This window comes from Shewanella morhuae (genome assembly GCF_003028295.1).
Classification (GTDB): domain Bacteria; phylum Pseudomonadota; class Gammaproteobacteria; order Enterobacterales; family Shewanellaceae; genus Shewanella; species Shewanella morhuae.
In genome coordinates this window covers 779,503-805,008 of record NZ_PYSG01000003.1, presented here as the reverse complement: position 1 = coordinate 805,008, position 25,506 = coordinate 779,503, and the positions used below count along the sequence as shown (strand labels likewise).

Sequence of the window (25,506 nt, the reverse complement as noted above, 5' to 3'; positions counted from 1 at the left end):
CCAACTCCTTTAAATGTGAATACTTTATGCTCGACCTTGCTATTCTTTGGAAGCCTTTAGCGACTACACGCCGCCTAGCTCTCGACTCTTTTGCATGTTTTGTTTGTAATCAGCAACCTTGTCTGCGCGACAGGTTAAGTTCATCACATGCACTAAAGCGCGCGCCGAAGCTTCAACCACATCGGTAGCTAAACCCACGCCATGGAAATTTTGCTCGTGATAAACCGCAGTAATATCCACTTGGCCTAAGGCATCTTGACCTACGCCCTTAGCACCTAACTTATAGCTGATGATGTCGATGCGGCGATCCGTTGCACGGGCAATGGCGTTATAGGCAGCATCTACAGGACCATTGCCCGTTGCAGCTTCAGTTTTAATTTCACCATCCACTTCGATACGCACTGTGGCAGTGGCAACGCCTTCTGTAGAGTCAGACTGCACCACTAATTGCTGCAATTGGTAGTGGTTATCCTCTTCGGCTTGAGCTTCCATAAAAGCTAGAGCTTCTAAATCATAATCAAATACTTGGCCTTTCTTATCTGCCAATTTTAGAAACTCTTCGTACAGGGAGTCCATATTGTAATCGTGCTCGCTATAACCCATTTCTTGCATGCGATGCTTAATAACATGGCGGCCTGAACGCGAGGTCATGTTCAAGTTATTACGATTTAAACCTATGCTTTCTGGCGTCATGATTTCATAGGTATTTTGCGCTTTTAACATGCCATCCTGATGGATGCCCGACGAGTGAGTGAACGCATTGGCACCGACAATCGCCTTGTTCGCCTGCACTGGCATATTGCATAACTGGCTGACTAAATTAGAAGTACGGTGGATTTCCTTAGCGTTAATGCCAGTTTCTAGCCCTAACATCCCCTTGCGCGTTGCTAAAATCATCGCGATTTCTTCCAATGAACAGTTACCCGCACGTTCACCTATGCCATTGATGGTACATTCGATTTGACGGGCACCGTGTTGCACTGCGGTTATCGAGTTAGCCACAGACATACCTAAGTCATCGTGGCAATGTACTGAGATCACCGCTTGATCAATATTAGGTACACGGTTAAATAAGGTTTGAATAATATGGCCAAATTCGCTTGGCACTGTGTAACCAACCGTATCGGGTATGTTAATGGTACGCGCGCCAGCAATAATCGCGGCCTCTACCATACGGCATAGATTATCAATTGGCGTGCGACCCGCATCTTCACAGGAAAACTCCACATCGTCGGTAAAGCGACGGGCGTATTTAACTGCACTCACCGCCATTTCTAACACTTGATCGAAGGAGCGCTTTAGCTTGCTTTCCACATGAATGGTCGATGTAGAGATAAACGTATGAATACGGAATTGCTCTGCAACAGACAACGCCTGCGCCGCTGCATCAATGTCCTTTTCAAGTGCACGAGCTAAAGCACAAACGCGGCTATTTTTAATGGTGCGCGCGATAGTTTGAACCGACTCAAAGTCACCGGGTGAGGAAACCGGAAAACCGACTTCCATCACATCAACACCGAGACGTTCCAGCGCGATAGCGATTTGTAACTTTTCTTTGACCGTAAGGCTGGCGGCTAACGCCTGCTCGCCATCACGTAAGGTCGTATCAAATATAATGACTCTGTTAGACATTTCGCTTCTCCATGGAACGTTTCCGTTCGTTATTTAATTTTTAACCGTATTCAGATACAAAAAACCCCGCAACATTTGTGCGGGGTTTGTGAATGCTTTGCTTAATTTATCGAGCGTGCAACACTAAGACCTCCGCGTATATTTCGCGAGGAGAGAGAGAAGGAGGTCGAGTTTGCGGTTAATTCTATTCATTTAATTTAAATATTTATTCTGTTCAAATTATTTAGGACGGTTAATATTTAACTTGCCTAGCCATGAGTGTCAACCCTAATTTTTTCATGTTTAATGGGTTTAGTGGCTTATAAAGCTAATCTAGACTGGTTTTATACTGATATTAGTGACCGATACTATAGAATTAACCAACTGTTTGGATTCAGAAATTATATAAATGTGTTAACTTATCTATCTTCGGATAAATAGTTTTTTATGCAAACAATATTGAAGAAAAGTTATAATCCCGTTTCAGTGATTACGGATAGTAGAACTTACGTATTTTATGGAGTACAAAATGGATTTTCGCGTCATGGTGCTGAGCCTATTTTTATGGCTGTTTCCCTTTGGGGCCGGTGCTATAGACCAGTTAGATGAACTGACAGAGCTCGTTTACCAATATCCCAGCAAAGCATTTTCTCAACTTGCTCTCTTAGAAAAAACATTCGCAGCTAGCCATATAAACTCTGATATCAACCAACTCAGATTGAGCGTGTTGAAGTGCCAAAACCTGCTACAACTCGGAGAAAATGAAGCGGCAATCAACGTCGCCCAACTGGGTGACGCGCGCGCTAAGCAACTTAAGCTAGACCAAGCACGCCCTTACTTTTTAATTTGCCAAGCCGATGCCAATCTTAATAACAACAATATTCAAAATGCCCTACCCTTACTCGACTCAGCGATTACTTTAGCTAGGCGCTACCAGCAACCCCAAGCCTTGGTCGATGCCTTACGCTTGCGTGGCCAACTCGACACCGATACCGATAATTTTTCTTCTGCCATCGAAGATTTACGTTTAGCTATCGATATTTACCCCGATATTCATACTCAAACCCAAAATTGGGTTTGGCCACCACAGGCTTACATCTATGCCGCAATGGGTAATTTACTCTATGCGACCCATGATTTCCCCCAAGCGATGTATTACACCAATCTAGGGATACAGAGCTCAGATGCTAAAGGGAAAGTTTTACATATCATTTTACGAAATGCGGCCAGAATAGCGCTCGATAATCAAGAATTCGATTACAGCGACCAACTCGAAATGCAAGCAAAAATACTGCTACCTGAACTAGGTTCGCCGTTAGAGCTTGCTTACAGCTATGCCATTTTGGCCTCAATCGCACTCGATAAAGGCCGTATTGATACTGCCGAAGAGTATATTGCGATAGCAATCAATACATTTAAAAAACAAAACCAAAAAGTAGCGATAATGCGCTCCAACCGTCTACTAGCTCAAATACGTTTTGCCCAACACCAAGATGCTGAAGCATTAGTTCTCATGCATCAAGCCATTGAACAAGGGGAAAGCCTTAATCAATACTCAGATCTCAAAGGATTTTATGGGATCATCAGCGATTATTACTTAGAGCAAGATGATTTTAAACAAGCTTATGCCTTCTTGCTTAAACGCTATCGAGCAACAGAACTCGCGAATCAAGAGATGAATAATGCGCGAATATTGCAATTTAAAGCACGCCTAAATCAACAAGATATGGGGCCGACTAGCAATGATAATACGCCAGAATCAACCTCTATTTTACAAGAATTCAATGTTGATTGGCTCTATAGCACACTATTTTTAATAGCAATACTCTTACTCGGTGGGATGATTTGGTATTTGATTGATAAGCAGAATAATCGCGCATCCCATGCTGACGGTGATGAGCCCGTTGAGACACTGGTTCAGCAGATACTATCGGTATTAAATAACGCTAAACAAGGTAATTACCCGCTATCTTTATTGATCTTTAATGCCAGTCAAATCCGTCAAGTCGATTTACCCTCATTGCAAGATGAGTTACAACATCGACTACGAGAACAAGACAAATTAATCCGCTATTCGATGGATGAAATTGTCATTGTTTTACCGCATACCTCGACTGAGGGGGCCCAAAAAGTGATTACTCAATTAGTGGCGTGCATTCAACCTTGGCAAGGCTCGAGCAAGATCAACATTGGTGTCGCTGCTATGCAACAATTTGATACGTTAGAGTCACTAATAAAGCGGGCTAGCATCAATCAATTGAGTAAAATTAAGAGTGGTGAGAATAATTAATCCCATTATTCTCCTGCTAAGTAAGCTGCTATTTCATCAAGAAAATCGTTACCAAAACGACTCAATTTACGCTCACCAACGCCATTTACAGCGAGCATTTCACCCGCACTAGTCGGCATCATCGCGGCCATTTCAGCCAGCGTAGCATCGTTAAACACTAAATACGGTGGTACATCCTGCTGCTCGGCAATGGTTCTACGTAATAATTTTAGTCGTGCAAATAACTTACGGTCGTAATTGAGCGGAGTTTTGGATTGACTCACCTTACGTTTGGTTGTCGTTAGCTGAATCCGCGGCTCGGCCAGCATTAGCACCACCTCACCTTTTAATATTGGTCTTGCTGAAGGATTTAACGTAATAGAAGATCCACGCGTCACATCCTGACTCGCTAATCCTAAATGGATCAATTGACGGATAACACTCAGCCAATATTCATGGCTCTTATCTTTACCAATCCCCCAAGTCGTAAGTTTATCGTGGCCGCGATCGACTATTGGCGCGCTTTTCGAGCCCCGCAATACCTCAATTAAATGATTAATACCAAAACGCTGCCCTAAACGAAAAATACACGACAGCACCTTTTGCGCATCTTCAGTGCCGTTATAACGTTTAGGTGGGTCAAGGCAAATATCGCAGTTACCACAGGGTTCAAGCGCACTCTCGTCAAAATAATGCAACAACACTTGGCGACGACAAGTTTGCGCCTCGGCAAAGGCGGCCATGGTATTGAGTTTATGGAATTCTACTTGTTGCTGTGGTCCTGGCTCTGCTTGCTCAATTAAATGCCGCACACGGCCAATATCAGCAGGATCAAATAGCATAAATGCTTCCGCGTCTAGCCCATCACGGCCAGCACGACCCGTTTCCTGATAATAGGCTTCGATGCTTTTAGGGATATCGTAATGCACCACAAAACGTACGTTCGATTTGTTAATTCCCATACCAAAAGCCACCGTTGCCACGACGATATCAATTTGATCTTTCAGAAAACTATCTTGTACGGCGCCGCGATCTTCTTGCGTCATACCCGCATGATAGGCCTTAGCATTAAAGCCTTGCAGACATAAACGATCGGCTACCTCATCGACTCGTCGACGGCTACTACAATAAATAATACCGTTAGTGCCATTTTGCTGAGTAAGAAAATGCCGTAATTGATTAGCCGCATTGAGTTTTTCGGCGACGGTATAGCGAATATTGGGCCTGTCAAAACTGGAGAGTAAACGGAAAGGATCGATACCGAGCCGCTCGCAAATACTCTGGCGGGTCGCCTGATCTGCCGTTGCAGTCAGCGCCATCATGGGCACATAGGGAAAGAGTTGTTTCAATTGCCCGAGCGCGGCATATTCAGGGCGAAAATCATGCCCCCACTGACTAATGCAATGGGCCTCATCAATCGCGAACATGGCTAACGGTAGCGACTGCATTCGTTCAATAAAATCGCTGCTTAACAAACGCTCAGGTGACACATACAGCAGTTTTAGTTCGCCATGGCGTAACTGTTTTAGTACTTCGGCGCTGCGCTCTCGTGGCAAAGAAGAGTTAAGGTAGGCGGCTGCAACACCGGTTTGCAACAAACTATCAACTTGATCTTTCATCAACGAAATCAAGGGTGAAACGACGATAGTAATGCCATCCATCAGCAGTGCAGGCAATTGGTAACATAAACTCTTACCGCCGCCCGTAGGCATAATAACTAAACAGTCTTGACCACCACAAACACGCTCAATAACCTCACGTTGACCGTCCCGAAAGTTGCGGTAACCAAACACCTGTGCAAGGCGTTGTGAAAGGGGATCATCGTGTATTTCGAGTGCAGGCGTTTGCATGGATCTTCTATGTCAAAAGTGAGGGCGCCTATTCTAAAGCAGTGAACCGTTTCTGTCTTGCGCCAATGCAACATCATCTATCTGACTAGCCTATCTTGCATGGCTAGGGTTGCATTCGCCGCTTGCTTCACTGTAGATTAATTGCTCTAAGCAATATTTTATAAAATTAGCGTTGATAATAAATCCAATAAAGCCTCTCACAGTCACTTCGTGACAAGGACAATCCTAATGACAACCCCTATTCAAGCCGAAATATTAAAAAGAGTGGCTGACGTATTTGATAAACATGTGCCTTTTCATAATTTACTGGGACTAGAGATTAAACGCTATGACATTAATGGTGTCGAAGTTGTGGTCAATATGAAACCCGAATTAATTGGTAACATTCACCAACAAATTCTCCATGGTGGCGTCACCGCGACGATCTTGGATGTTGTCGGTGGCCTGACCGCTTTTGCCGGCCTTGTCGCTAGCGGTGAAGATTGGAGCATTGAAGAATTACAGCAACGTCTTCAAACCTTAGGGACTATTGATATGCGGGTCGATTACCTACGCCCCGGCCGTGGAGTCACTTTTACGGGCACAGGTAGCGTGATCCGTGCGGGTAATCGGGTATCGGTGTGCCGCATGGAGCTACATAACGAGCAAGGTACTCACATTGCTTTTGGAACCGGCACCTATATGGTCGGCTAACGGCTTAACTGTCACCTACTTACGTTAAAATCAGCAAAGTACACAGCTTGATTAACAAGCTGTTTTACTAACATTTATTCTCTGTTTAACGGTTTATTGAGATGTTCTGTAACGAAAATAGCGCGGTTAATATCTTGAGTCAGCTAGCAGACACACCTACAATCGCCATCTTATTGTCCTTCGAAGATGTCTCATGTCAGATCGTGAATACCGCAAAGGGATCCTGCTCGCTGTCAGTGCTTACTGTATGTGGGGGTTTGCGCCTTTATATTTCAAATTACTCAACCATGTATCCGCTACCGAAATCTTAATTCACCGTGTAATTTGGTCATTTGTGTTTATGTTGATCATCATGCTGTTTATTGGCGGATTTTCTCGTTTACGTTTACTGCTTAAACAGCCTAAGCAACTGATGGTGCTCACTATCACCTCGATCGTGATTGCAGGAAACTGGCTACTGTTTATTTGGGCAGTGAATAATGACCACATGCTCGATGCCAGCTTAGGTTATTTTATTAACCCTTTACTTAACGTCTTGCTTGGTATGTTGTTTTTAGGTGAAAGACTGCGTAAATTACAATGGTTTGCCGTCACTCTTGCCAGTACGGGCGTGTTACTCCAATTAATCTCTTTCGGCTCAATTCCAATTGTCTCTTTGGCACTGGCGGGCACCTTCGGTTTCTATGCGCTGCTACGTAAAAAGGTCAATGTCGATGCTAAGGCAGGTTTATTAGTTGAGACAGCGGTACTGTTACCCGTTGCGCTGATTTATCTTGTTGCTACATCAGATACCGCTACAGCCAGTATGCTAACCAACGATTGGCAATTGAACCTTTTATTAATGGCTGCGGGTATTGTTACTTCCATTCCACTACTGTGTTTTGCGGGTGCAGCTGTTCGTATTCCTTTATCTACGCTAGGTTTTTTCCAATATATTGGCCCAAGCATTATGTTTATCTTAGCTGTAAGCCTGTTTAATGAACCCTTCGATGCAGAAAAAGGCGTCACTTTCGCTTTTATCTGGGCGGCATTACTTATTTTTACCTTAGATATGGCCTACAAGCGCAAAAAAACGTAAGGATTTACCCTTTGCACAGCGGCAAAAGATTCACTTTTGTAGCTGTGCAATTAACTCTGCACCTCGAGGTACCGTCAGCAATAGATCATATCCTTTGGTTGTAGGGATCAGCACTAACTGTGATTTATCTGTTATCGCTAAAAATGATCTCCCTTTCCCCTGTAGATTAAACCAGCCCAATTGAAACCCTGGCATACCTATGCCGTTCGCCTTAAAGCTCGGCGTTAAACCTACCTCTTGTTGTAAATCGACTATGCGCGCCTCGGTAACTAATAAATCCGCGCGCGATAGCTGCACTTTGTAGAAGGGGACATCCAATGTGAGCCCAGAGTCAGTTAACACTAACTCCGCATGACTAGATTGATAGAATACCCAAGAAAAGCCGCCCATCATCACAAGCAGTATCCCTAAACTGGCAGATTTAGCGATATTCGGCATCTTTTTTAACCATAGCATCAGTAAGATACCGGCTAAGCCTAATAGCAAAACAAGAAAACTTAACATAGAGGTTTGGGTTAACGGGGCGAGTTCGAATACTTGGGGGCTCATCGGCAGCATCTCCTGTGCGGTTAAACCTTAATTTGCCAATAAACATCGATTATATCAACAAAAATGCCAGCGCTAATATGAGTACTAGGCAGGCATTAATAGGGCTGATTTAGAATAATCTACAGATCGAGTACGAGGATTTTTGAACGACGTTGATAGTTATATAGCTGCTTTTTCTTTTGTGGTAGCGCTTCAACATCTTCAATCATAAAGCCATGCTCTAAAAACCAGTGAATGCTACGGGTTGTTAGCGCGAATAAACGTGAATAACCCCGATTTCGCGCCTTATTGATGATGTTTTTCAACAGCAAGCTACCCCTATCAGCATCACGATAATCAGGATGCACGACTAGGCAAGCAAACTCGCCCGCATTGTCCTCTTCAAAGGGATAGAGCGCGGCGCAACCAATCACTAAACCATCGCGTTCAATCAGCATAAATTGTTCGATTTCAATCTCGAGCTGCTCACGGCTACGACGCACCAGAATGCCTTGCTCCTCCAATGGACGAATCAGGTTCAGTACGCCGCCAATATCGGCGATAGACGCACTACGCAGGCGCTCAGCGCTCTCAGTCACTATTTGCGTACCAATGCCTTCACGCGAGAACAACTCTTGCAATAAAGCACCGTCTTCGAGATAGCTGACTAAGTGACAACGTGGCACGCCATTACGGCAAGCATCAATACTTGCTTTCAAGAAAGCCATAGTGCCAACGCAAGCAGACCCTTGCTCACTCAGCTTATCCATAATGTTTTGCGCATCATTAGGCATCAATTCTGCAATCACATCGCCGTTACGATCAAGAATACCGTTTTGCGAGCTAAAACCGATCATCTTGTCAGCTTTGAGTTTGATCGCCACCTGAGTAGCAATTTCCTCAGCCGTTAAATTAAAACTCTCGCCAGTAACAGAAGCCGCAATCGGCCCCATCAACACAATACAGTGATTGTCTAACTGGCGTTTTAAGCCTTGCACATCGATACGACGCACTCTACCGCTTAAACAAAAATCGATACCGTTATCCACACCAAGCGGCTGAGCAATGACAAAATTGCCACTAACTAAGTTAATTTGTGCCCCTTGCATCGGTGTGTTGCTTAAACTCATGGATAAACGCGCTGTGATATCAAATTGCAGTGCACCCGCAACTTGTTTGATCACTTTGAGCGACTCTTCATCGGTGATACGTACGCCTTCATGGTAGATAGGCTCAATGTCGTTGTTCGCTAATGCAGCATCAATTTGCGGCCTAGCGCCATAAACCAAAACCACTTTTATCCCTAAACTGTGCAGCAAAGCGACATCATTTAAGATGGCGCGAAATTGATTTTGAGCCAAAGCTTCACCGCCAAGCATCACCACAAAGGTTTTACCTCTGTGAGCATTGACATAGGGGGCAGAGTGACGAAATCCATCAACCAGTTCAGTGGTACGCACGCGTTATATACACCTCATTTTGAGCTGGCAATGTCACGACGACATACCAGGAATGAATCGCTAACTTTTGCGTATGGTATTGCATTTTAATTCACATATAAAGAATTTATTCTCACCAAAGCACAGTTTTAATGATTTTAAATGCTTAAAACAGCACTTTTTACATTTCGCTTAACGTTTTGACTTTACCAGGCATGATTCATGCGACTTAGGTATGTAATGCAATGCCCTCAAATTGATGATTCGTCGCGAAAAAAATGCAAAAAAAAAGCCCCTTAAGTAAGGGGCTTTTCTCGAAACACTCACCAAGAATTACTTGATTTTGGCTTCTTTGTAGATAACGTGCTGGCGAATAACAGGATCAAATTTCTTGATTTCCATTTTCTCAGGCATGTTACGCTTGTTTTTTTCAGTTGTGTAGAAGTGACCAGTCTTAGCTGTAGAAACTAATTTGATCTTCTCACGATTACCTTTAGCTTTAGCCATGATCTATTATACCTTCTCGCCACGGGCACGAAGTTCAGCAACAACAACTTCGATACCTTTCTTGTCGATCAGACGGATACCTTTAGTAGATATACGTAACTGTACGAAACGCTTTTCTTCTTCTAACCAAAAACGGTGGTTTTGTAGGTTAGGCAAAAAACGACGACGGGTCGCGTTTTTTGCATGCGAACGGTTGTTACCAACCATAGGCTTCTTGCCAGTAACTTGGCATACTCTTGACATGTCAATCTTCTCCAAAAACAATTTTAACGCTCGAGCATTAATGTGCCTCGTATGGCCGTCGCCCGAGGCACAAAGAGGGCGCATTTTATACACGATCACAGAGTGAAGATCAAGTGTTAGATTAATTAATCCAGCCTCGTTCTGCAAAAGAAACTATCTCTTGATCACCTACAACCATATGGTCCAATAAGGATACGTCTATGGTTGCTAACGCATTTTTTAATCGTTCAGTTATTCGTCGGTCAGCCTGACTGGGCTCGGCAATACCAGACGGATGATTATGACAAACGATAACTGCTGCGGCCTTTTTCTCCAACACTAAGCTCACCACTTCACGTGGGTACACTGAGGCTGAGTCTATTGTACCGCGAAATAATTCGACAAACTGAATCACTCTATGCTGGCTATCTAGCAGTAAAACTGCAAACACTTCATAGGGGCGATCAGCCAATTGTCTCATTAAATAGTCCCGAGTTAAATCGGGATTTGTCAAAATTTGACCTCTTTGCAAGTTTTCTTGCGCTACACGCCGCGCTAATTCGGCCGCAGCTTGAAGCTGAGCGTATTTTACAGGTCCTACGCCCGGAAGTCGACATACCTGATTTCGAGAAGCACAAAGCAAATTTCTGAGGCCTCCAAACTCGCGAATAAGCGACCTCGCAAGGTCAACTGCATTTAATCCCGCCAAACCGTTACGCAGTAATACCGCTAATAACTCAGCATCCGACAGCTGGGCCGCCCCCTTTTGTAATAGCTTATCTCTAGGCCCTTCGCCCTCTGGCCAATCTTTAATACCCATACGACCTCCGTGTCACCTCACATAATTTTACTTTACAAAGTATGGACGAGATTTTTTGAACCGGGAGGGTCACTAAAATTCACCACTTTGTGCTATCGTTGCGGCATTATTTCTATCTCAGGTGATGTCTGTGAGTTTGACAAATAAAAACGTCCTGCTGGGCATTGGCGGCGGCATTGCAGCCTATAAAAGTGCTGACTTAGTCAGGCGCTTGAAGGAGCGCGGCTTTGATGTGCGCGTAGTGATGAGCCAAAGTGCGATGGAGTTTATCACCCCGCTCACACTGCAAGCGTTATCGGGTTATCCCGTCGCATCGAGCTTACTCGACCCTGCTGCAGAAGCGGCAATGGGCCATATAGAACTCGCTCGCTGGGCAGATCTGGTTATTATCGCACCTGCGACCGCAAACCTATTGGCGCGGATTAATGCCGGCATGGCCGATGAGTTAATCACTACCACTTGCTTAGCAACTGAGGCGCCCATTGCACTGTGTCCGGCGATGAATCAACAGATGTATCGCAATGTGGCAACGCAAGCAAATTTAACTAGCCTTGCATCCCGTGGTTTTACACTTTGGGGACCCGCCAGTGGCAGCCAAGCCTGTGGCGAAGTCGGTCCTGGGCGCATGTTAGAGCCATTAGAAATTGCTGAGCTGGCGACACAATTTTTTGCCAAAAATGACAGCGCTGAATATAAGCCTCTCGCCGGACAATCAGTGCTTATAACGGCGGGGCCAACCCGAGAAGCCATTGATCCAGTCAGATATATTTCGAATCATAGTTCAGGGAAAATGGGCTTTGCCTTAGCCAAAGCGGCCTCCGATATGGGCGCAGCGGTTACGTTAGTCTCAGGTCCAGTGAATTTAAGTACGCCAGAAGGCGTGACACGCATTGACGTTGAATCGGCACAAAATATGCTCGATGCCGTAATGAATAACATTGATAATAAAGATATTTTTATTGGCTGCGCCGCCGTTGCCGACTATCGCATTAGTGAGATAGCCAGCTGTAAGATCAAAAAATCAGCAGAAGAAATGCAACTTGCGCTAGTGAGGAATCCTGATATCTTAGCCACGGTTGCAAGCTTACCTAACCGTCCTTTTATGGTAGGATTTGCCGCTGAAACCCATGATGTAGAAGCCTATGCGCGCGATAAGCTCAAACGTAAAAACTTGAATATGATTGCCGCAAACGATGTTTCCATTGCAGGTATAGGCTTTAATGCCGATGCCAATGCCCTGCGCGTGTTCTGGCCGCAGGGGAGTCAAGATTTGCCAGCAACGGATAAGCTCACGCTGGCACGGCAATTACTTTCGTTAATAGTGAAAGAAAAAACAAATACATGAAAACACCGATTGAATTAAAGATCCTCGACTCCCGTATCGGCTCAGAATTTCCTCTGCCCGCTTACGCTACGCAAGGCAGCGCAGGCATGGATCTTCGCGCCATGATAGACACTACTTTGACGATCGCTCCGGGTAAAACCGTGCTGATCCCCACAGGAATAGCCATTCACGTTGCAGACCCTGGACTGGCGGCAGTTATTTTACCGCGCTCAGGCCTAGGTCATAAACACGGTATCGTACTTGGTAATTTGGTTGGACTCATCGACTCAGACTATCAAGGAGCGTTAATGGTGTCTTGCTGGAATCGCAGCGACAGACCCTTCGCCTTAGAAATTGGTGACCGTCTGGCACAACTGGTGTTTGTTCCTGTAATACAAGCACAATTCAAACTCGTTGATGAGTTCGATAGCTCAGATCGTGGTGAAGGCGGATTTGGCCATTCAGGCACTAAATAATCCCCTAAGTCGTTATTGAGCCAAGGATACTGTAATGGCTGTAAGCCCAAAAATTAATCGTCGTGAACACATATTACAATGCCTAGCGCAGATGCTAGAAACCCACCCGGGACAAAGGATCACCACCGCGAAACTGGCCTCAGAAGTCGGCGTATCGGAAGCCGCACTCTACCGCCACTTTCCCAGTAAAGCGCGGATGTTTGAGGGCTTGATTGAATTTATCGAAGAGTCGTTATTATCGCGCATCAACTTAATCATGGATGACGAGAAAGACACCATGAAACGTTGCCAGTTGGTATTGCAACTATTGTTGATTTTTGCCGAACGTAACCCTGGCATTTCTCGCGTTCTCAACGGTGATGCATTGCTGGGTGAAAATGAACGTCTACGGAGCCGGATCAGCAGCTTATTTGCCAAAATTGAAACTCAATTGAAGCAAATATTGCGTGAAAAAATGCTCCGCGAGGGTAAAGGTTTTAACCTAGATGAAGCCATATTGGCTAATTTACTGTTAGCCTTTGCCGAAGGTAGAATTGCCCAATTTGTACGCAGTGAATTCAAACTAAAACCGACTACACACTTCGATGAACAATGGCATTTCATCCAACACCAACTATTACAAAGCTAATGATTTTTCAGCATAAAGGACGGTAAATACCGTCCTTTTTTTTAGTTTACTTTCCTTGTCTCACTATGACTTTTGTTTTATCCTAGAAATACATTTACAAAACAAAAGTTACAAATAGTTTACAAGGATGTCAGGTGAAACTCTTTCAATTATCTGCTTTAGCAGCGCTTTGCTTATCAATATTACCCATCTCAACATGTACAGCTAATGCCCTATCACAGGCACAGTTATTCACTAAAGGTGATGAATACTCAAATGTAAAAATCTCGCCCACGGGCAAGTACCTAAGCGCGATTACCCATGTTGAAGGTAAAAAAGTTCTCTTAGTATTGGATGCTCAAACAAAAAAACTGATTAATGCGATTCACTTCCCCAGTAATGCTCAGGTAGGCACTTATGAATGGGCCAATAGTGAGCGACTGGTGCTAGCAAAAGAATACTTAAAAGGCTGGCAGGACACCCCCATTTATTATGGTGAACTACTGGCGGTTAATGCCGATGGTTCACGTAAAGCTTACCTCTTTGGTTACAATAGTGGCGAGCAACAAACGGGTTCAAATATCAAGAAAAATACCCCGATGCGAGCAAGTGCCTTTATCCTCGACCCGTTGCCAGATGATGAGCGTTATATGCTCGTTAACGTCATCCCATGGAACGACAAAATAAATCTTGATGTTGAGTTATTGCAGGATGTCTATCGCGTAGACCTATTTAATGGTACGCGCAAACGCATTACGGGCTCACCGATAGGCCAGGCGCGCTTTCTGACCGATCATGATGGAGAGGTTCGTTTCGTTGCAGGTGAAGACAGTAAAAACACCACCAAAGTCTTCTACCGTAAAGAAGGTAAATGGATAAATACCGATAAATTAAATTTAGACCTTACAGACTTTAGCCCACTTTCATTCACCGATAAAAAGAATACGATTTATGCCGCAGGACGCTCACAAGGTACAACCTTAGGTATATACAAAATAAATCTCGAAACAGGTGATAAAACTGAAATTATTCAAGATGAAATCGTTGATCCCAGCAACTTTTGGATTAACGGCACTAATAAGCAACTTTACGCTGTCGAATTCGAAAATGGCTATCCTAGCTATGCCTTTGTTGATAATGAAGATTCGCACGCTAAATTGCTAAAAGATTTGTTAAGTGCGCTGCCCGGCCATCAAGTACGCATCGTGAGCGAAACTCGAGATGCAGAAAAGCTCATCGTACTTGCATTTAATGATCGTAACCCAGGCGATTACTACATATTCGATACGAAAAAACTCAAACTCGAACATCTTGCCGCCGCTAGAAACTGGCTCGACCCAGAAAAGATGGCCGAGGTTAAACCTATCAGCTTCACCAGTCGTGATGGTAAAAAACTCCATGGTTATTTAACACTTCCCATTGGTAAAGAAGCTAAAGACCTACCATTAGTGGTCAATCCGCACGGTGGTCCACATGGTATCCGTGACTGGTGGGGCTTTGATCCACAAAACCAATATTTAGCAAGCCAAGGCATTGCGGTTCTGCAGGTTAACTTCCGTGGCTCTGGCGGATACGGCGAACAATTCGAGCATGCTGGCTATCAAAAGTGGGGCTCTGAAATACAATACGACATTATAGATGCCACTCAATATGTCATTGATCAAGGCTTTGCCGATAAAGAGCGTATTTGTATTGTAGGAGGCAGTTTTGGTGGCTATAGCGCGCTACAGAGCGCCGTACTTGCACCGGATATGTTTAAATGCGCGGTAGGTGTAGCTGGTGTATACGATTTAGAATTAATGTTTAATGAAGGCGATGTCGCCAGTCGACGTGCAGGGACAAGCTATCTCAAAGAAGTACTAGGGCAAGATGAAGCGGTGCTCAAAGCAATGTCTCCTTCTGAAAACGTCAATAAACTCAAAGCGAACTTGCTACTGGTTCATGGCGGCGAAGATGAGCGAGCGCCAATTGAGCAACTAGAATCCCTCGAAAAGGCCTTAAAAGCTCACCAATATCCGTACCAAAAACTGGTGATGGACAATGAAGGCCACGGTTTTTATAACGATGAACACAGAGCAAAATACTACGAAAAGATGCTGAGTTTCCTAAAAACAAATCTAACACTGTAAACTTCGGCGACGTTAGCCAACGTTTATCGTTGAATAAGATTAGCCACAGTAGATTTAAAGCCGATATCCGATAAGGTCTATCGGCTTTTTCATGTTTGCGATGAACGTTTTTCGGTATGAATCAGCCGCTATTCGCGCTATTCTCATCAGCCTATTCTTGCTCTAGCGAGAATAACAATAATTTGTATCTAGTGCAGGACAGCCCAAATACCCCATACTGTTCAGCATAGGTTTTCTGTTATAGCCGCTACAAAGTAGTGGAGGATAAGATGTCATTAAGTGAAGCAGCAGTAAAAGTACAAGCCGCATTATCAGAACGTGGACTTGAAACCCCAATGCTCCCAAGCGTTTACAGCAGTGAAGAACGTAAAGACAAAATTGAACATCATATGAAAGAAATCCTGACGTTAATGTCATTGGACCTTTCAGACGATAGTCTTGCCGATACACCGCGCCGTATCGCTAAAATGTATGTCGACGAAATCTTCTCCGGCTTAGATTATGCGAATTTTCCTAAGATCACGGTTATCGACAATAAAATGGGCTTCGATGAAATGGTGCGCGTGCAAGACATTAGCCTCACCAGCACCTGCGAACATCATTTAGTGACCATTGATGGCACTGCGACCATCGCTTATCTGCCACGCAAAAAAATCATTGGTTTATCAAAGATTAATCGTATCGTGCGTTTCTTTGCCCAACGTCCACAAGTGCAAGAGCGTTTGACTCAACAAGTGTTAGTCGCGCTGCAAACCTTGCTTGAAACCAAAGACGTAGCGGTAAAAATGGATGCGGTGCATTACTGCGTTAAATCCCGCGGCGTGATGGATTCCACCAGCTCAACCACCACCACAGCACTTGGCGGTGTGTTTAAATCAAACCCTGCGACCCGTGCCGAGTTTTTGCATCAGTCTAAATAAGAGCATTGAAGCTTAAGACGATTTAAAGCCTGTCTAAATCCGCACCAATCAAAACGCATGAATAAAAAACGCTGCGATTCTTTTATAAAGAAGGCAGCGTTTTTATTGAGCCTAACTTCATCATGCTAAGTGGCTCAAGGTGAATAAAAAATTACCGCTTAAATGCCGTACTGCTTGCGATACTGGCTCACAGCGGTAAGTTGCACTTCCATGCCAGGTTTTTCAGACAAATAGCTGATTAAGTCGGCTAATTTAATAATAGCTACAATACCGCAACCAAAATCACGCTCAACTTCTTGAATCGCCGATAGCTCGCCCTTGCCTTTCTCTTGTCTGTCTAATGCAATCAACACGCCCGCTAATTGTGCCTTATGGGCTTCGATAATTTCCATCGACTCACGAATCGCAGTACCGGCAGTAATCACATCATCAACCAGCATTACGCGGCCTTTAAGCTCGCTACCAACTAAGCTGCCACCTTCGCCATGATCTTTTTTCTCTTTACGGTTAAAACAGTATGGAATGTCGATATCGTGGTGTTCACACAGAGCAACCGCCGTCGTGGTAGCAATCGGAATACCTTTGTAAGCGGGGCCAAACAGCAAATCGTAATCAATGCCAGAATCCACTAACGCAGCAGCATAGAAGCGGCCTAAACGCGCTAGATCGCGGCCAGTATTGAACAAACCCGCATTAAAAAAATAAGGGCTGATACGGCCCGATTTAAGCGTAAATTCGCCAAATCGTAACACCTGACGTTCTAGGGCAAATTCAATAAACTCACGTTGATAGGCTTTCACACTTTCTCCTTACGATTTTCTACTTGATATTTTTATTGGTGATTTTTATTAGATATAGGGCTTGCTTCATATACATATCTTGCTACAACTAAAAAATTACAGCTAATAAAAAGCCCCATGACGGGGCTTAATAACAACAGACTTAATTTAATGCGGCTTTTTGCACATCAACAATTTCACGAATACTGTTCTTGGCGAGAACCAACAGTTCGAGTAATTCTTCGTGACTAAATGGCTCGCCTTCAGCGGTGCCCTGAATTTCGATAATCTTGCCCGTTTCAGTCATCACCACGTTCATGTCAGTTTCAGCGGCGCTATCTTCAATATATTCTAGATCGCTTATCGCTTCACCCTTGTAAATACCTACGCTGACTGCAGCAATGAGGAATTTCAGCGGGTTAGATTTAATGATGCCTTTACCGCGTGCCCAGTTCAATGCATCGACTAGAGCAACACAGGCGCCAGTGATAGAAGCGGTGCGCGTGCCACCGTCAGCTTGGATCACATCACAATCGATCACGATCGTGTTTTCGCCTAGGGCTTTCATATCCACACAAGCGCGCAGAGCACGGCCGATAAGACGTTGAATTTCTTGCGTACGGCCAGATTGCTTACCGCGAGCGGCTTCACGATCCATACGGCTATGGGTAGAGCGTGGCAACATGCCGTATTCCGCCGTCACCCAGCCTTGACCCTGACCTTTAAGGAAACGTGGCACACCTTCAGTAAAACTGGCGGTACAAAGCACTTTCGTTTCGCCAAATTCCACTAACACAGAACCTTCGGCATGGGCCGTAAACTGGCGAGTAATAGTGATGGGACGAGTTTGTGCTGGCGTTCTGTTACTTGGACGCATGCGAGATTCCTGTATTCTGAGTCATTGACCGATTTTGGCTGCATATTATAGGGGCTTGCGCCTTAGGATGCCATGCTTAGGGTGATTCTCTGGCAAACTCATCACACTCAAACGCCTAATCCGTGTCCTTATACCCAAACAACCTGAAGATGCAGAATTCAGCGGGAGTTTAACGCACTTTAGGCAAGGCCATTTATTGCTCCTGCATAAATGGCATTCACGCCATCCATGGCGATTGCGGTTATTTGCGGACCTAGTGGACTAAGTTAAAAATAACCAACGCAGCATAAAGTGCGTTACCCCGTGGTTAACATCAGCCGCCGGGACGGAACGCCTAGGGCACTTCACTTCCGTGTTGCATCAATTCAAAAGGTAGCCGACATTCTGTCATTGCTGCGCCTTGAATTGAAGCACCCTAGGCGCTCTGAAACTCGTATCTTCAGGTAGCTTGGGTATATTTGCTGTATGCCTTTAATCCTAAAGCCATTGACTCTATAATCGGCTCTCATTATGACGATTAAACCATTAGGACAACCCATGATCCAAAGCATGACAGCCTACGCTCGTATCGAGCACAAAGCACAATGGGGCACTGCCTCCTGGGAAATTCGCTCAGTCAATCAACGTTATCTCGAAACTTATCTACGTTTACCCGAGCAATTCCGCAGTTTCGAACCTGTACTACGCGATCGTCTACGTAAACGTTTAAGCCGCGGCAAAGTTGAAGTTAATCTGCGCTACGAACTGGCAGATAGCAGCAATAACGAGCTGCAATTGAACCAAGCGCTGGCCAAACAGTTATTAGGCGCCGCCAATTGGCTCAAGCAAGAAGCGGGTCAAGGTGATATCAATCTTACCGACATCCTGCGCTGGCCGGGCGTGCTAGCAAGCGGTGAACAGGATATGGATGCCATAGGCGCCGATCTGATGACCGCTTTCGATGCAGCTATCGATCAATTTATCGAAGCCCGCGGCCGTGAAGGCGAAGCCATCAAAGACATGTTATTAAGCCGTTTAGAGGGTGTGAGCGAGCAAATCGCCGTCGTACGTGAGCACATGCCTACTGTGATGCTATATCAACGCGAAAAGTTGACCAACCGCCTTGCCGAAATCAAAGGTGAACTTGATCCTGCCCGTATCGAGCAAGAAATGGTGCTACTGGCACAGAAACAAGATGTTGCCGAAGAGATGGATCGCCTAGAAGCCCACGTAACCGAAGCCCGCCGCATCCTCAAAAAAGGCGGCAGCGAAGGTCGCCGTTTAGATTTTATGATGCAGGAATTTAACCGCGAATCGAACACGCTCGCCTCTAAATCTATCAGCGCCGAAATCACCTCAGCCGCCGTTGAACTTAAAGTATTAATCGAGCAAATGCGTGAGCAGATCCAAAACGTAGAATAATTTTATTCTGTTTTGAACCTATGACTCATACTCAAATGCCCTGATAAATCAGGGCATTTTTTTAACGCTTTCAACTTCTATAATTTTCGGTGAATTGCCGAGAATCTATCAGTTATGGCGTAGGGGTATTTTCCGTTGTAGGTGTTGTTTGTTGGATCACCTGTGTATGGAAAGCGGGATCCTGTGCGACTTCTTTTATGCCATTAATACAAAATTGCATTCCCATACAGACCAGCAAAAAGCCCATGATCCGCGTCATGGCATCAATGCCAGTAGCGCCAAGGACTTTACAAACCGGATCGGCAAGTTTTAGCACGCCCCAACTAATAAGACTCATTAAAGCAAAAGCTGTCACCATACCGCTATAAAGGGTAAAACGGCTGTATTCATCCGGTAATGCGGCAATTTGTGCAGCGCCACTAATCACCAATGCCATTGTACCGGGTCCACACATACTGGGCATAGTCAGCGGAACAAAAGCAATACTCTGATTAATATCTACATTATTGGCCTCTGTTGGTGCAGGGAACAACATCCTAAAACCAATAAAACCGATAATCAGTCCGCCCGCTAAACGTAAACCAGGAATCGAAATACTGAATAACTCTAAGATTGAAGAACCAATAAAAAAGCAAATACACAGGCTACAAAATAGGTAAATAGCCGCTAAATTTACCTGTTGGCGCACATGTTCCCGCGACATTCCCTTACTCAACCCTAGCAATAAGGTGGCGGTAGTAGGCGGATTAACCATTGGCAGTAGTGCCAATAAAGCCAAAGTCACGACTTGAAAATACATGTTATCCCTTAAATAATACGGTCAATACTGAATAATAAATGCCTAATGGCATCGCATCTTATACCCAACAAATCTAGCAGAAAATATCAAAGTCATTTCACCCGATTTTTGAAGCCGCGTTGATGCAAATCGATAGTATAACGACAGACCCATGAAGAGTTAACTGACTGACTTAGCAACTATATGAATATTAACTTTGATACTCATTTATGCACCAAGTAAAAGGCTCTGCAGCGCATGGTGTGAGCTAACCTGATAATGTGGGGCTATGCCCGCTGGCGCCTGATGGTCATGAACGTTATACCAACAGGTATGAATACCCGCATTAATACCGCCTTGAATATCTGAGTGTGGATTATCACCGACCATGAGCACGGTATTGCGCGCAGGGTTACCCATCAAGTGAAGTGCGTGCTCAAAAATACCCACATCGGGTTTTGCTATGCCGACATTTTCTGAAATCACCAAAATATCAAAATGATGCTGTAAGCCTGTGCGCTTTAATCGCACGGTTTGCAGTTCAGTAAAACCGTTAGTGATAATACCCAATTTGGCTTTACCTTGCAGTGCGGCTAATAACTCACGCACTCCAGGTAGCGGCGCACAAATCTCGGCCATCGCCGATAAAAAAGCACTGTTGAGTGTTAATGCTGTGACGGCTAATTTGGCGGCCCAAGGCTCAAAACGTATGGTCTGCAACTCAGCAGCGGTTATCTTGCCATCTTGATAATCGACCCAAAGCGGTTTGTTGACTAGCTGATACTCATCAAAATCGGCTGGAGTAAAATCCACGCCAAAGCCTTGAAACATAAGCTTAAGCCCAGCAAAAGCATCAAAACAAAATAGGGTTTCATCGGCATCAAACAAAATCCATTGGTATGGCAAGGACATAGGTTTCTCTTTCTGGCTAAACTCTAGGTGCCGCCCTGTGGTAACACAACGACAATTCAGCAGTTACGATATTTTTTAAATGAAGATTTGCGGTAAAAATACACTGGATTTAACCTAACGCCTCAACACACGATACTCATCGGCAAACGCGATAGTCTACCTTGCATCGCAAGGGATGATAACCACGAAAATCAAATGGACTATTGAACTACCTAAAATTAGAACTTAAACAGACTGTTAAGCCAGAAATGACCATTTTCATACGGCTTATCTCGGTGTGACTTAAAGGGATCATGCGCCAATCTAGGACAACAAATAACCCGCACTTCTGCAAGCCATGTTATCCACTAATCCTTTCTCGAATATGGCATTTGAGCGGTTTATCCGCAGCGAAATAATTGGCCGATATAATAAGTGTATTTATGGCGTTTTGAGGAATTAGTTGAAAAATAACATTTAGCCTACCGCTAACTTAGCGGCGTGATGCCACATTACATCAGGTATTGGTAGCTCTAATCGCCATGTGATGTTCATGGGTTGTGAACCGTTATGGCTGACATAATGTACTTTGCCAAAATTCACGAATCCCATAGTGCGGCCATTTTCATCTTTTGATTGCTCTCGCACAAACAACAGCACGGTTTTTCCCAGCTTTTGTTGCTCAATATAGCTTAGACCCCGACCTCGTTCTGGCCGTGCACTATTTTGTGATTGCCAGTGAAACAGATGCTCGCTAATTGCATAGTCGTGATACATGGTTGTCGGTGAAAACTGCTTCTCTGATTTGTTTAACGTCACAAATAAGCACTCAAGATTTTGCTCACTAATCGCAAGCACACCTTCCCTTGAAGGCGATTTAGCTGCAAATGTGCTTGCACCCACCGCAGCTAAAATTTGCTCGCGAGTATAACGAGAATGCACTTTCAAAGCAGTGGGTCGTTGTAATTTCAAATCTATTTCTTGATGGTGTATCCGGTTAATCAGTATCGCCAATACAGCTAATAACTCTTCCTGCAACGGCTTATTGCGTAGCATCTGCAAACTCATCGTTAAGCTGGTAACGTTTAATGTCGTGCCTGATTGCTCCCAAAAGTTGTAATGACACATCAAGGCAAACTGATTTTGTATAGGATCCACCCCATTAAAGACAAAATCATTTTGGCATAACTGTTTGATAAAGATTAAATAGGATAGTGAAGTACAACTGAGTAAGTGAAAGTTAATCGCGCGATAATAGGCTTTGGCTAAATTGGACCGCGCTGTAGGTTCAGCAATCTGATGACCCTGCATAGCCTCGACTAACAAGGTCCATCCACTTTGGCCATTAATCTTTATGCGATAAATGTCTTCCAAGCTCACTTGCGGGTTCATGCGTAAAAAGTTGCCTAACGTGAGCGGCAAGTCAGTCTGATGCTTAAAGTTTGCTATTAGACTGGTTAATCGATTGGCATTGAGCGTAGCGCGGCTAATATTACGCAAAATCATCGACTGCGCTTTTTCTTCAAGCTCGATTCGACAGCCAAGAGGTAGATGCGGAAAGTCATTCAGAATTTCATCTTTTATCGACTGATTGGTTTTACCGACTAACGCTCTAAATTTTTGTGAGAAATCATATTCATCACGTGAGTTACCGACAAAATCTAATATTGTGCAGCACTGCTTATCATCGGTGAGACGCAAGCCACGGCCAAGTTGCTGCAGGAATATGGTCAAGCTTTCCGTTGGCCGTAAAAACAACAAGGTGTCCACTTCTGGAATGTCGACACCTTCGTTAAAAATATCCACCACACACAAAATGGATAATTTACCAGTGACTAAGCTCTGCCGCTTTTGTTGCCGTTCAGAGCGATGATCACTGGTCAGCACATCCGCGCTTATCCCCGCCAAATTAAACTTCTTCGCCATATACTCGGCGTGTTCCTTGGTTACACAAAAGGCTAACGCCTTAATATTGTCTATATCAGTTACGGTTTCAGCTAGGCTGCGAATAATGCGCGTCACGCGTTGTTCATTGTGAGTGTATAAATTACTCAGCTCAGCGACGTCATAACGACCACGGCTCCAATTTAACTTGCGAAGATCAGTCTCATCATCGATCGCAAAATATTGAAATGGACATAAATACCGTTGATTAATAGCTTCGGGTAAACGTATTTCAGCGGCAATGACACCGCAGAAGTCAGCCAGAATATCGACGCCATCATGCCGCTCTGGTGTGGCAGTAAGCCCCAGTAAAACCTTGGGTTCAAAATGCTCTAGCAGCCCACGGTAGCTATTGGCTGCAACGTGATGGACTTCATCAATAACAATATAGTCATAAAAATCAGCCGCTAATGGCAGGTTACCAAGTTGCAGATTCAAGCTTTTGATTGATGCAAATAAGTGTTTGTAACTATTAGGTTTATGCTCTGCCACCCATAGCTCGCCAAATTGATTATTCTTTAACACACCGCGATAAGCACTGAGAGCTTGCTGTAAAATTTCTTGCCTATGAGCAACAAACAGAAAATTGGCTTCTGGGTACAATTTATAAAATCGCGCAAAATCGAATGCGGAAATAATCGTCTTGCCCGTGCCTGTTGCTGCGACAATGAGATTTTTAAAACGGCCATGAATGCTGCGCTCTGCTGCAAGCTGTTCGAGAATTTCTCGCTGATGCGCAAATGGCTTAATGTCAAAATGAAATGAGCTCGATTCAGTGCCACTACCTCTCGCTTCTTTCAACGCATTGCTTAATTTTTCTTTACTGTTCGCATCACCGTTAAATAACTCAAATTCGTTCGATTGCCAGTAAGTTTCAAAGGTACTGAGTGATTTATCAATAATGTGGGGAATTTCTTGGGTAGTGATCTTAAGGTTCCACTCAAGCCCGCTGGTCAATGCAGAATGCGATAAATTTGAAGAACCGATATAACCGGTATGAAAACCAGTATTTCGTAGAAATAAATAGGACTTTGCATGCAGCCTTTCACGTTTAGTGTTGTAACTTAATTTGACTTGGGTATTGGGTAAACTGGCTAGAAACTCGACGGCTTTAGCATCAGTCGCGCCCATATAAGATGTCGTGATGATGCGTAACTCTTTACCACTGCGTGTAAATTCCTCAAGTTCATTCTTGAAGATACGAATACCCGCCCACTTGATAAACGATACCAGCCAATAGATTTTGTCTGACGATCGGATCTCACGTTTAAGCTCACTTTCAAGAGACAATCCCGCGTTACTACCGCAAAAAAGCTCACTCTGAGTAAGCCCTGTTAATGGAAAAATTGCTGCTGTATATTTAGGTAAATCCGTCGCTATAGGGTTTTGTTTATTGAAAAGTGCTGTGAGTATTCGGCCTTGACTATCAATAAGGTTTTCATTGATAAAATCATCATCGTTAATATGCTCTTTGAGCCACATCACTAACCGATTGGCCAAACTGATCTGATTAAAAACTTGATCCTCTCCTGCTGGAACAGAGTTAATGACATATTCAATGACTTTTGCTAGAAAACGCGAGAGCCAGATACTTGCCTCTGCAACCTCAAGTTTTCTTTCACCAACAAAAAATATGTCCTTATCTAAGCGCTTCTCAACAAGTTGAGTAATCAGCTTTTCGTAAATCCCGACCTGTTCCATAGCCAGATATGCCCCAAGACAAACAATCAAAGTTGTAGCGAATATATCACATAACAACTTGATTCAAATTACGATTTGTAAAATGGTTTTGTCTTTTTCGATAGGGAGTTAATACTGCTTGGCTTTAGTGGAACATATTACCTATGAGTGACTCAGCAGCACTTTCAAAAGCGCTTTAGGCTATTGATAATTGAGCATCCAACACCAAGGTAAACTTGCCGCTATTTGCCACTCTGCAATAAGTACCTCGTACTTCGGCCGCCGGCGTCGGCTTTAACTCACTCTCAATCCAACATCATCCTGTTCGAGCATTTGCGTAAGATGACGGGTGGTTCCTTTACTATGGTGAATTGCCACCGACAAAGCCTTCGTGCTGAGATATACTGCCGCCGCTGATTTGACACGCGGAGGTGAAAACTCACGGCTTTACCGCACCGCTTGCACACATATTCCGAGCCCAATCTATGCCTGATAATGCCAACAATTCACCTATCACTACTCATGTTCAACCTACTGGCAATGCAAAGCACACTGGTCATTCACCGATTGCAACACCGGATGAGACGTATCCCCCACTGTCGAATGCACTCGGTGGCGAACAGGCAGCTGCGGAAAAATTGAAGGTCTTTATCATAGGTTTACCGCGTTAGTAGGACTCACAT

At 44.3% G+C, this 25,506-nt stretch carries 21 protein-coding genes; 9 read left to right on the top strand and 12 right to left on the bottom strand.

Annotated elements, in window-relative coordinates:
• Window positions 1–63 precede the first annotated feature (63 nt).
• Window positions 64–1,632: a 2-isopropylmalate synthase gene (gene leuA / locus C9I43_RS18195; RefSeq protein ID WP_107885037.1), complete on the bottom strand. Its 1,569-nt coding sequence runs from the start codon at window positions 1,630–1,632 to the stop codon at window positions 64–66.
• 508 nt (window positions 1,633–2,140) lie between these two features.
• Between leuA and C9I43_RS18190 the strand changes: the two genes are divergently transcribed.
• Complete coding sequence (locus C9I43_RS18190) at window positions 2,141–3,901, top strand: tetratricopeptide repeat-containing diguanylate cyclase (protein ID WP_107885035.1); 1,761 nt, start codon at window positions 2,141–2,143, stop codon at window positions 3,899–3,901.
• 5 nt (window positions 3,902–3,906) lie between these two features.
• On the opposite strand, the gene recQ is transcribed toward C9I43_RS18190, so the two are convergent.
• Complete coding sequence (gene recQ / locus C9I43_RS18185) at window positions 3,907–5,730, bottom strand: DNA helicase RecQ (protein WP_076497109.1); 1,824 nt, start codon at window positions 5,728–5,730, stop codon at window positions 3,907–3,909.
• A gap of 228 nt (window positions 5,731–5,958) precedes the next feature.
• Between recQ and C9I43_RS18180 the strand changes: the two genes are divergently transcribed.
• Together C9I43_RS18180 and rarD are read left to right on the top strand one after the other, a co-directional pair.
• A complete protein-coding gene (locus tag C9I43_RS18180) occupies window positions 5,959–6,423 on the top strand; it encodes a thioesterase family protein (protein WP_076497110.1) in 465 nt (154 codons plus the stop codon).
• Between the two features lie 193 nt (window positions 6,424–6,616).
• Window positions 6,617–7,501 carry an EamA family transporter RarD gene (rarD, locus tag C9I43_RS18175; RefSeq protein ID WP_076497111.1) on the top strand — a complete coding sequence of 295 codons (885 nt, stop codon included), beginning with the start codon at window positions 6,617–6,619 and terminating at the stop codon, window positions 7,499–7,501.
• Window positions 7,502–7,531: 30 nt separating this feature from the next.
• Here the strand turns inward: rarD and C9I43_RS18170 are convergent, their stop codons facing one another.
• From C9I43_RS18170 to radC, 5 genes are all read right to left on the bottom strand, one after another.
• A complete protein-coding gene (locus C9I43_RS18170) occupies window positions 7,532–8,050 on the bottom strand; it encodes a PH domain-containing protein (RefSeq protein WP_107885033.1) in 519 nt (172 codons plus the stop codon).
• A 119-nt stretch (window positions 8,051–8,169) separates the two neighbouring features.
• A complete protein-coding gene (gene argA, locus C9I43_RS18165) occupies window positions 8,170–9,489 on the bottom strand; it encodes an amino-acid N-acetyltransferase (RefSeq protein WP_107885031.1) in 1,320 nt (439 codons plus the stop codon).
• Between the two features lie 312 nt (window positions 9,490–9,801).
• Window positions 9,802–9,975 carry a 50S ribosomal protein L33 gene (gene rpmG / locus C9I43_RS18160; protein WP_006079871.1) on the bottom strand — a complete coding sequence of 58 codons (174 nt, stop codon included), beginning with the start codon at window positions 9,973–9,975 and terminating at the stop codon, window positions 9,802–9,804.
• Between the two features lie 6 nt (window positions 9,976–9,981).
• Window positions 9,982–10,218, bottom strand: coding sequence for a 50S ribosomal protein L28 (gene rpmB, locus C9I43_RS18155; protein ID WP_076497114.1), 237 nt, complete (start codon window positions 10,216–10,218; stop codon window positions 9,982–9,984).
• 121 nt (window positions 10,219–10,339) lie between these two features.
• A complete protein-coding gene (gene radC / locus C9I43_RS18150) occupies window positions 10,340–11,017 on the bottom strand; it encodes a RadC family protein (protein ID WP_076497115.1) in 678 nt (225 codons plus the stop codon).
• A gap of 121 nt (window positions 11,018–11,138) precedes the next feature.
• Between radC and coaBC the strand changes: the two genes are divergently transcribed.
• The 5 genes from coaBC (at window position 11,139) to folE (ending at window position 16,473) form a co-directional block, all read left to right on the top strand.
• Window positions 11,139–12,362 carry a bifunctional phosphopantothenoylcysteine decarboxylase/phosphopantothenate--cysteine ligase CoaBC gene (coaBC, locus tag C9I43_RS18145; RefSeq protein ID WP_107885029.1) on the top strand — a complete coding sequence of 408 codons (1,224 nt, stop codon included), beginning with the start codon at window positions 11,139–11,141 and terminating at the stop codon, window positions 12,360–12,362.
• Window positions 12,359–12,817, top strand: coding sequence for a dUTP diphosphatase (dut, locus tag C9I43_RS18140; RefSeq protein WP_107885027.1), 459 nt, complete (start codon window positions 12,359–12,361; stop codon window positions 12,815–12,817). The genes coaBC and dut overlap by 4 nt, the downstream gene beginning before the upstream one ends.
• 34 nt (window positions 12,818–12,851) lie before the next feature.
• Window positions 12,852–13,445, top strand: coding sequence for a nucleoid occlusion factor SlmA (gene slmA / locus C9I43_RS18135; protein WP_107885025.1), 594 nt, complete (start codon window positions 12,852–12,854; stop codon window positions 13,443–13,445).
• A 134-nt stretch (window positions 13,446–13,579) separates the two neighbouring features.
• The gene (locus C9I43_RS18130; protein ID WP_107885023.1) at window positions 13,580–15,553 is read left to right on the top strand and encodes an alpha/beta hydrolase family protein; all 1,974 of its coding nucleotides are present in this window, start codon (window positions 13,580–13,582) and stop codon (window positions 15,551–15,553) included.
• A gap of 269 nt (window positions 15,554–15,822) precedes the next feature.
• Window positions 15,823–16,473: a GTP cyclohydrolase I FolE gene (gene folE / locus C9I43_RS18125; protein WP_076497120.1), complete on the top strand. Its 651-nt coding sequence runs from the start codon at window positions 15,823–15,825 to the stop codon at window positions 16,471–16,473.
• 158 nt (window positions 16,474–16,631) lie between these two features.
• Here folE and pyrE read toward each other — a convergent pair whose 3' ends face one another.
• Window positions 16,632–17,273: an orotate phosphoribosyltransferase gene (gene pyrE, locus C9I43_RS18120; protein ID WP_107885021.1), complete on the bottom strand. Its 642-nt coding sequence runs from the start codon at window positions 17,271–17,273 to the stop codon at window positions 16,632–16,634.
• Between the two features lie 142 nt (window positions 17,274–17,415).
• Window positions 17,416–18,129: a ribonuclease PH gene (rph, locus tag C9I43_RS18115; RefSeq protein WP_076497122.1), complete on the bottom strand. Its 714-nt coding sequence runs from the start codon at window positions 18,127–18,129 to the stop codon at window positions 17,416–17,418.
• Window positions 18,130–18,666: 537 nt separating this feature from the next.
• On the opposite strand from rph, the gene C9I43_RS18105 reads away from it, so the two are divergent.
• Window positions 18,667–19,530 carry a YicC/YloC family endoribonuclease gene (locus C9I43_RS18105; RefSeq protein WP_107885019.1) on the top strand — a complete coding sequence of 288 codons (864 nt, stop codon included), beginning with the start codon at window positions 18,667–18,669 and terminating at the stop codon, window positions 19,528–19,530.
• 112 nt (window positions 19,531–19,642) lie between these two features.
• Here the strand turns inward: C9I43_RS18105 and C9I43_RS18100 are convergent, their stop codons facing one another.
• The 3 genes from C9I43_RS18100 to C9I43_RS18090 all read right to left on the bottom strand — a co-directional run bounded on the left by C9I43_RS18100 (window position 19,643) and on the right by C9I43_RS18090 (window position 24,844).
• On the bottom strand, window positions 19,643–20,329 hold the full coding sequence (locus tag C9I43_RS18100) for a MarC family NAAT transporter (protein ID WP_107885018.1): 687 nt from the start codon (window positions 20,327–20,329) through the stop codon (window positions 19,643–19,645).
• Window positions 20,330–20,536: 207 nt separating this feature from the next.
• A complete protein-coding gene (gene yjjG / locus C9I43_RS18095; protein WP_107885016.1) occupies window positions 20,537–21,220 on the bottom strand; it encodes a pyrimidine 5'-nucleotidase in 684 nt (227 codons plus the stop codon).
• 456 nt (window positions 21,221–21,676) lie between these two features.
• Entirely contained in the window at window positions 21,677–24,844 is a 3,168-nt protein-coding gene (locus tag C9I43_RS18090; protein ID WP_107885014.1) for a DUF3427 domain-containing protein, read from the bottom strand.
• Window positions 24,845–25,506: the final 662 nt, after the last annotated feature.

Coding starts and splice junctions, on each gene's coding strand:
- leuA (WP_107885037.1), bottom strand. CDS start 1,632: ATGTCTAACAGAGTCATTATATTTGATACGACCTTACGTGATGGCGAG.
- C9I43_RS18190 (WP_107885035.1), top strand. CDS start 2,141: ATGGATTTTCGCGTCATGGTGCTGAGCCTATTTTTATGGCTGTTTCCC.
- recQ (WP_076497109.1), bottom strand. CDS start 5,730: ATGCAAACGCCTGCACTCGAAATACACGATGATCCCCTTTCACAACGC.
- C9I43_RS18180 (WP_076497110.1), top strand. CDS start 5,959: ATGACAACCCCTATTCAAGCCGAAATATTAAAAAGAGTGGCTGACGTA.
- rarD (WP_076497111.1), top strand. CDS start 6,617: ATGTCAGATCGTGAATACCGCAAAGGGATCCTGCTCGCTGTCAGTGCT.
- C9I43_RS18170 (WP_107885033.1), bottom strand. CDS start 8,050: ATGAGCCCCCAAGTATTCGAACTCGCCCCGTTAACCCAAACCTCTATG.
- rpmG (WP_006079871.1), bottom strand. CDS start 9,975: ATGGCTAAAGCTAAAGGTAATCGTGAGAAGATCAAATTAGTTTCTACA.
- rpmB (WP_076497114.1), bottom strand. CDS start 10,218: ATGTCAAGAGTATGCCAAGTTACTGGCAAGAAGCCTATGGTTGGTAAC.
- radC (WP_076497115.1), bottom strand. CDS start 11,017: ATGGGTATTAAAGATTGGCCAGAGGGCGAAGGGCCTAGAGATAAGCTA.
- dut (WP_107885027.1), top strand. CDS start 12,359: ATGAAAACACCGATTGAATTAAAGATCCTCGACTCCCGTATCGGCTCA.
- slmA (WP_107885025.1), top strand. CDS start 12,852: ATGGCTGTAAGCCCAAAAATTAATCGTCGTGAACACATATTACAATGC.
- folE (WP_076497120.1), top strand. CDS start 15,823: ATGTCATTAAGTGAAGCAGCAGTAAAAGTACAAGCCGCATTATCAGAA.
- rph (WP_076497122.1), bottom strand. CDS start 18,129: ATGCGTCCAAGTAACAGAACGCCAGCACAAACTCGTCCCATCACTATT.
- C9I43_RS18105 (WP_107885019.1), top strand. CDS start 18,667: ATGATCCAAAGCATGACAGCCTACGCTCGTATCGAGCACAAAGCACAA.
- C9I43_RS18100 (WP_107885018.1), bottom strand. CDS start 20,329: ATGTATTTTCAAGTCGTGACTTTGGCTTTATTGGCACTACTGCCAATG.
- yjjG (WP_107885016.1), bottom strand. CDS start 21,220: ATGTCCTTGCCATACCAATGGATTTTGTTTGATGCCGATGAAACCCTA.
- C9I43_RS18090 (WP_107885014.1), bottom strand. CDS start 24,844: ATGGAACAGGTCGGGATTTACGAAAAGCTGATTACTCAACTTGTTGAG.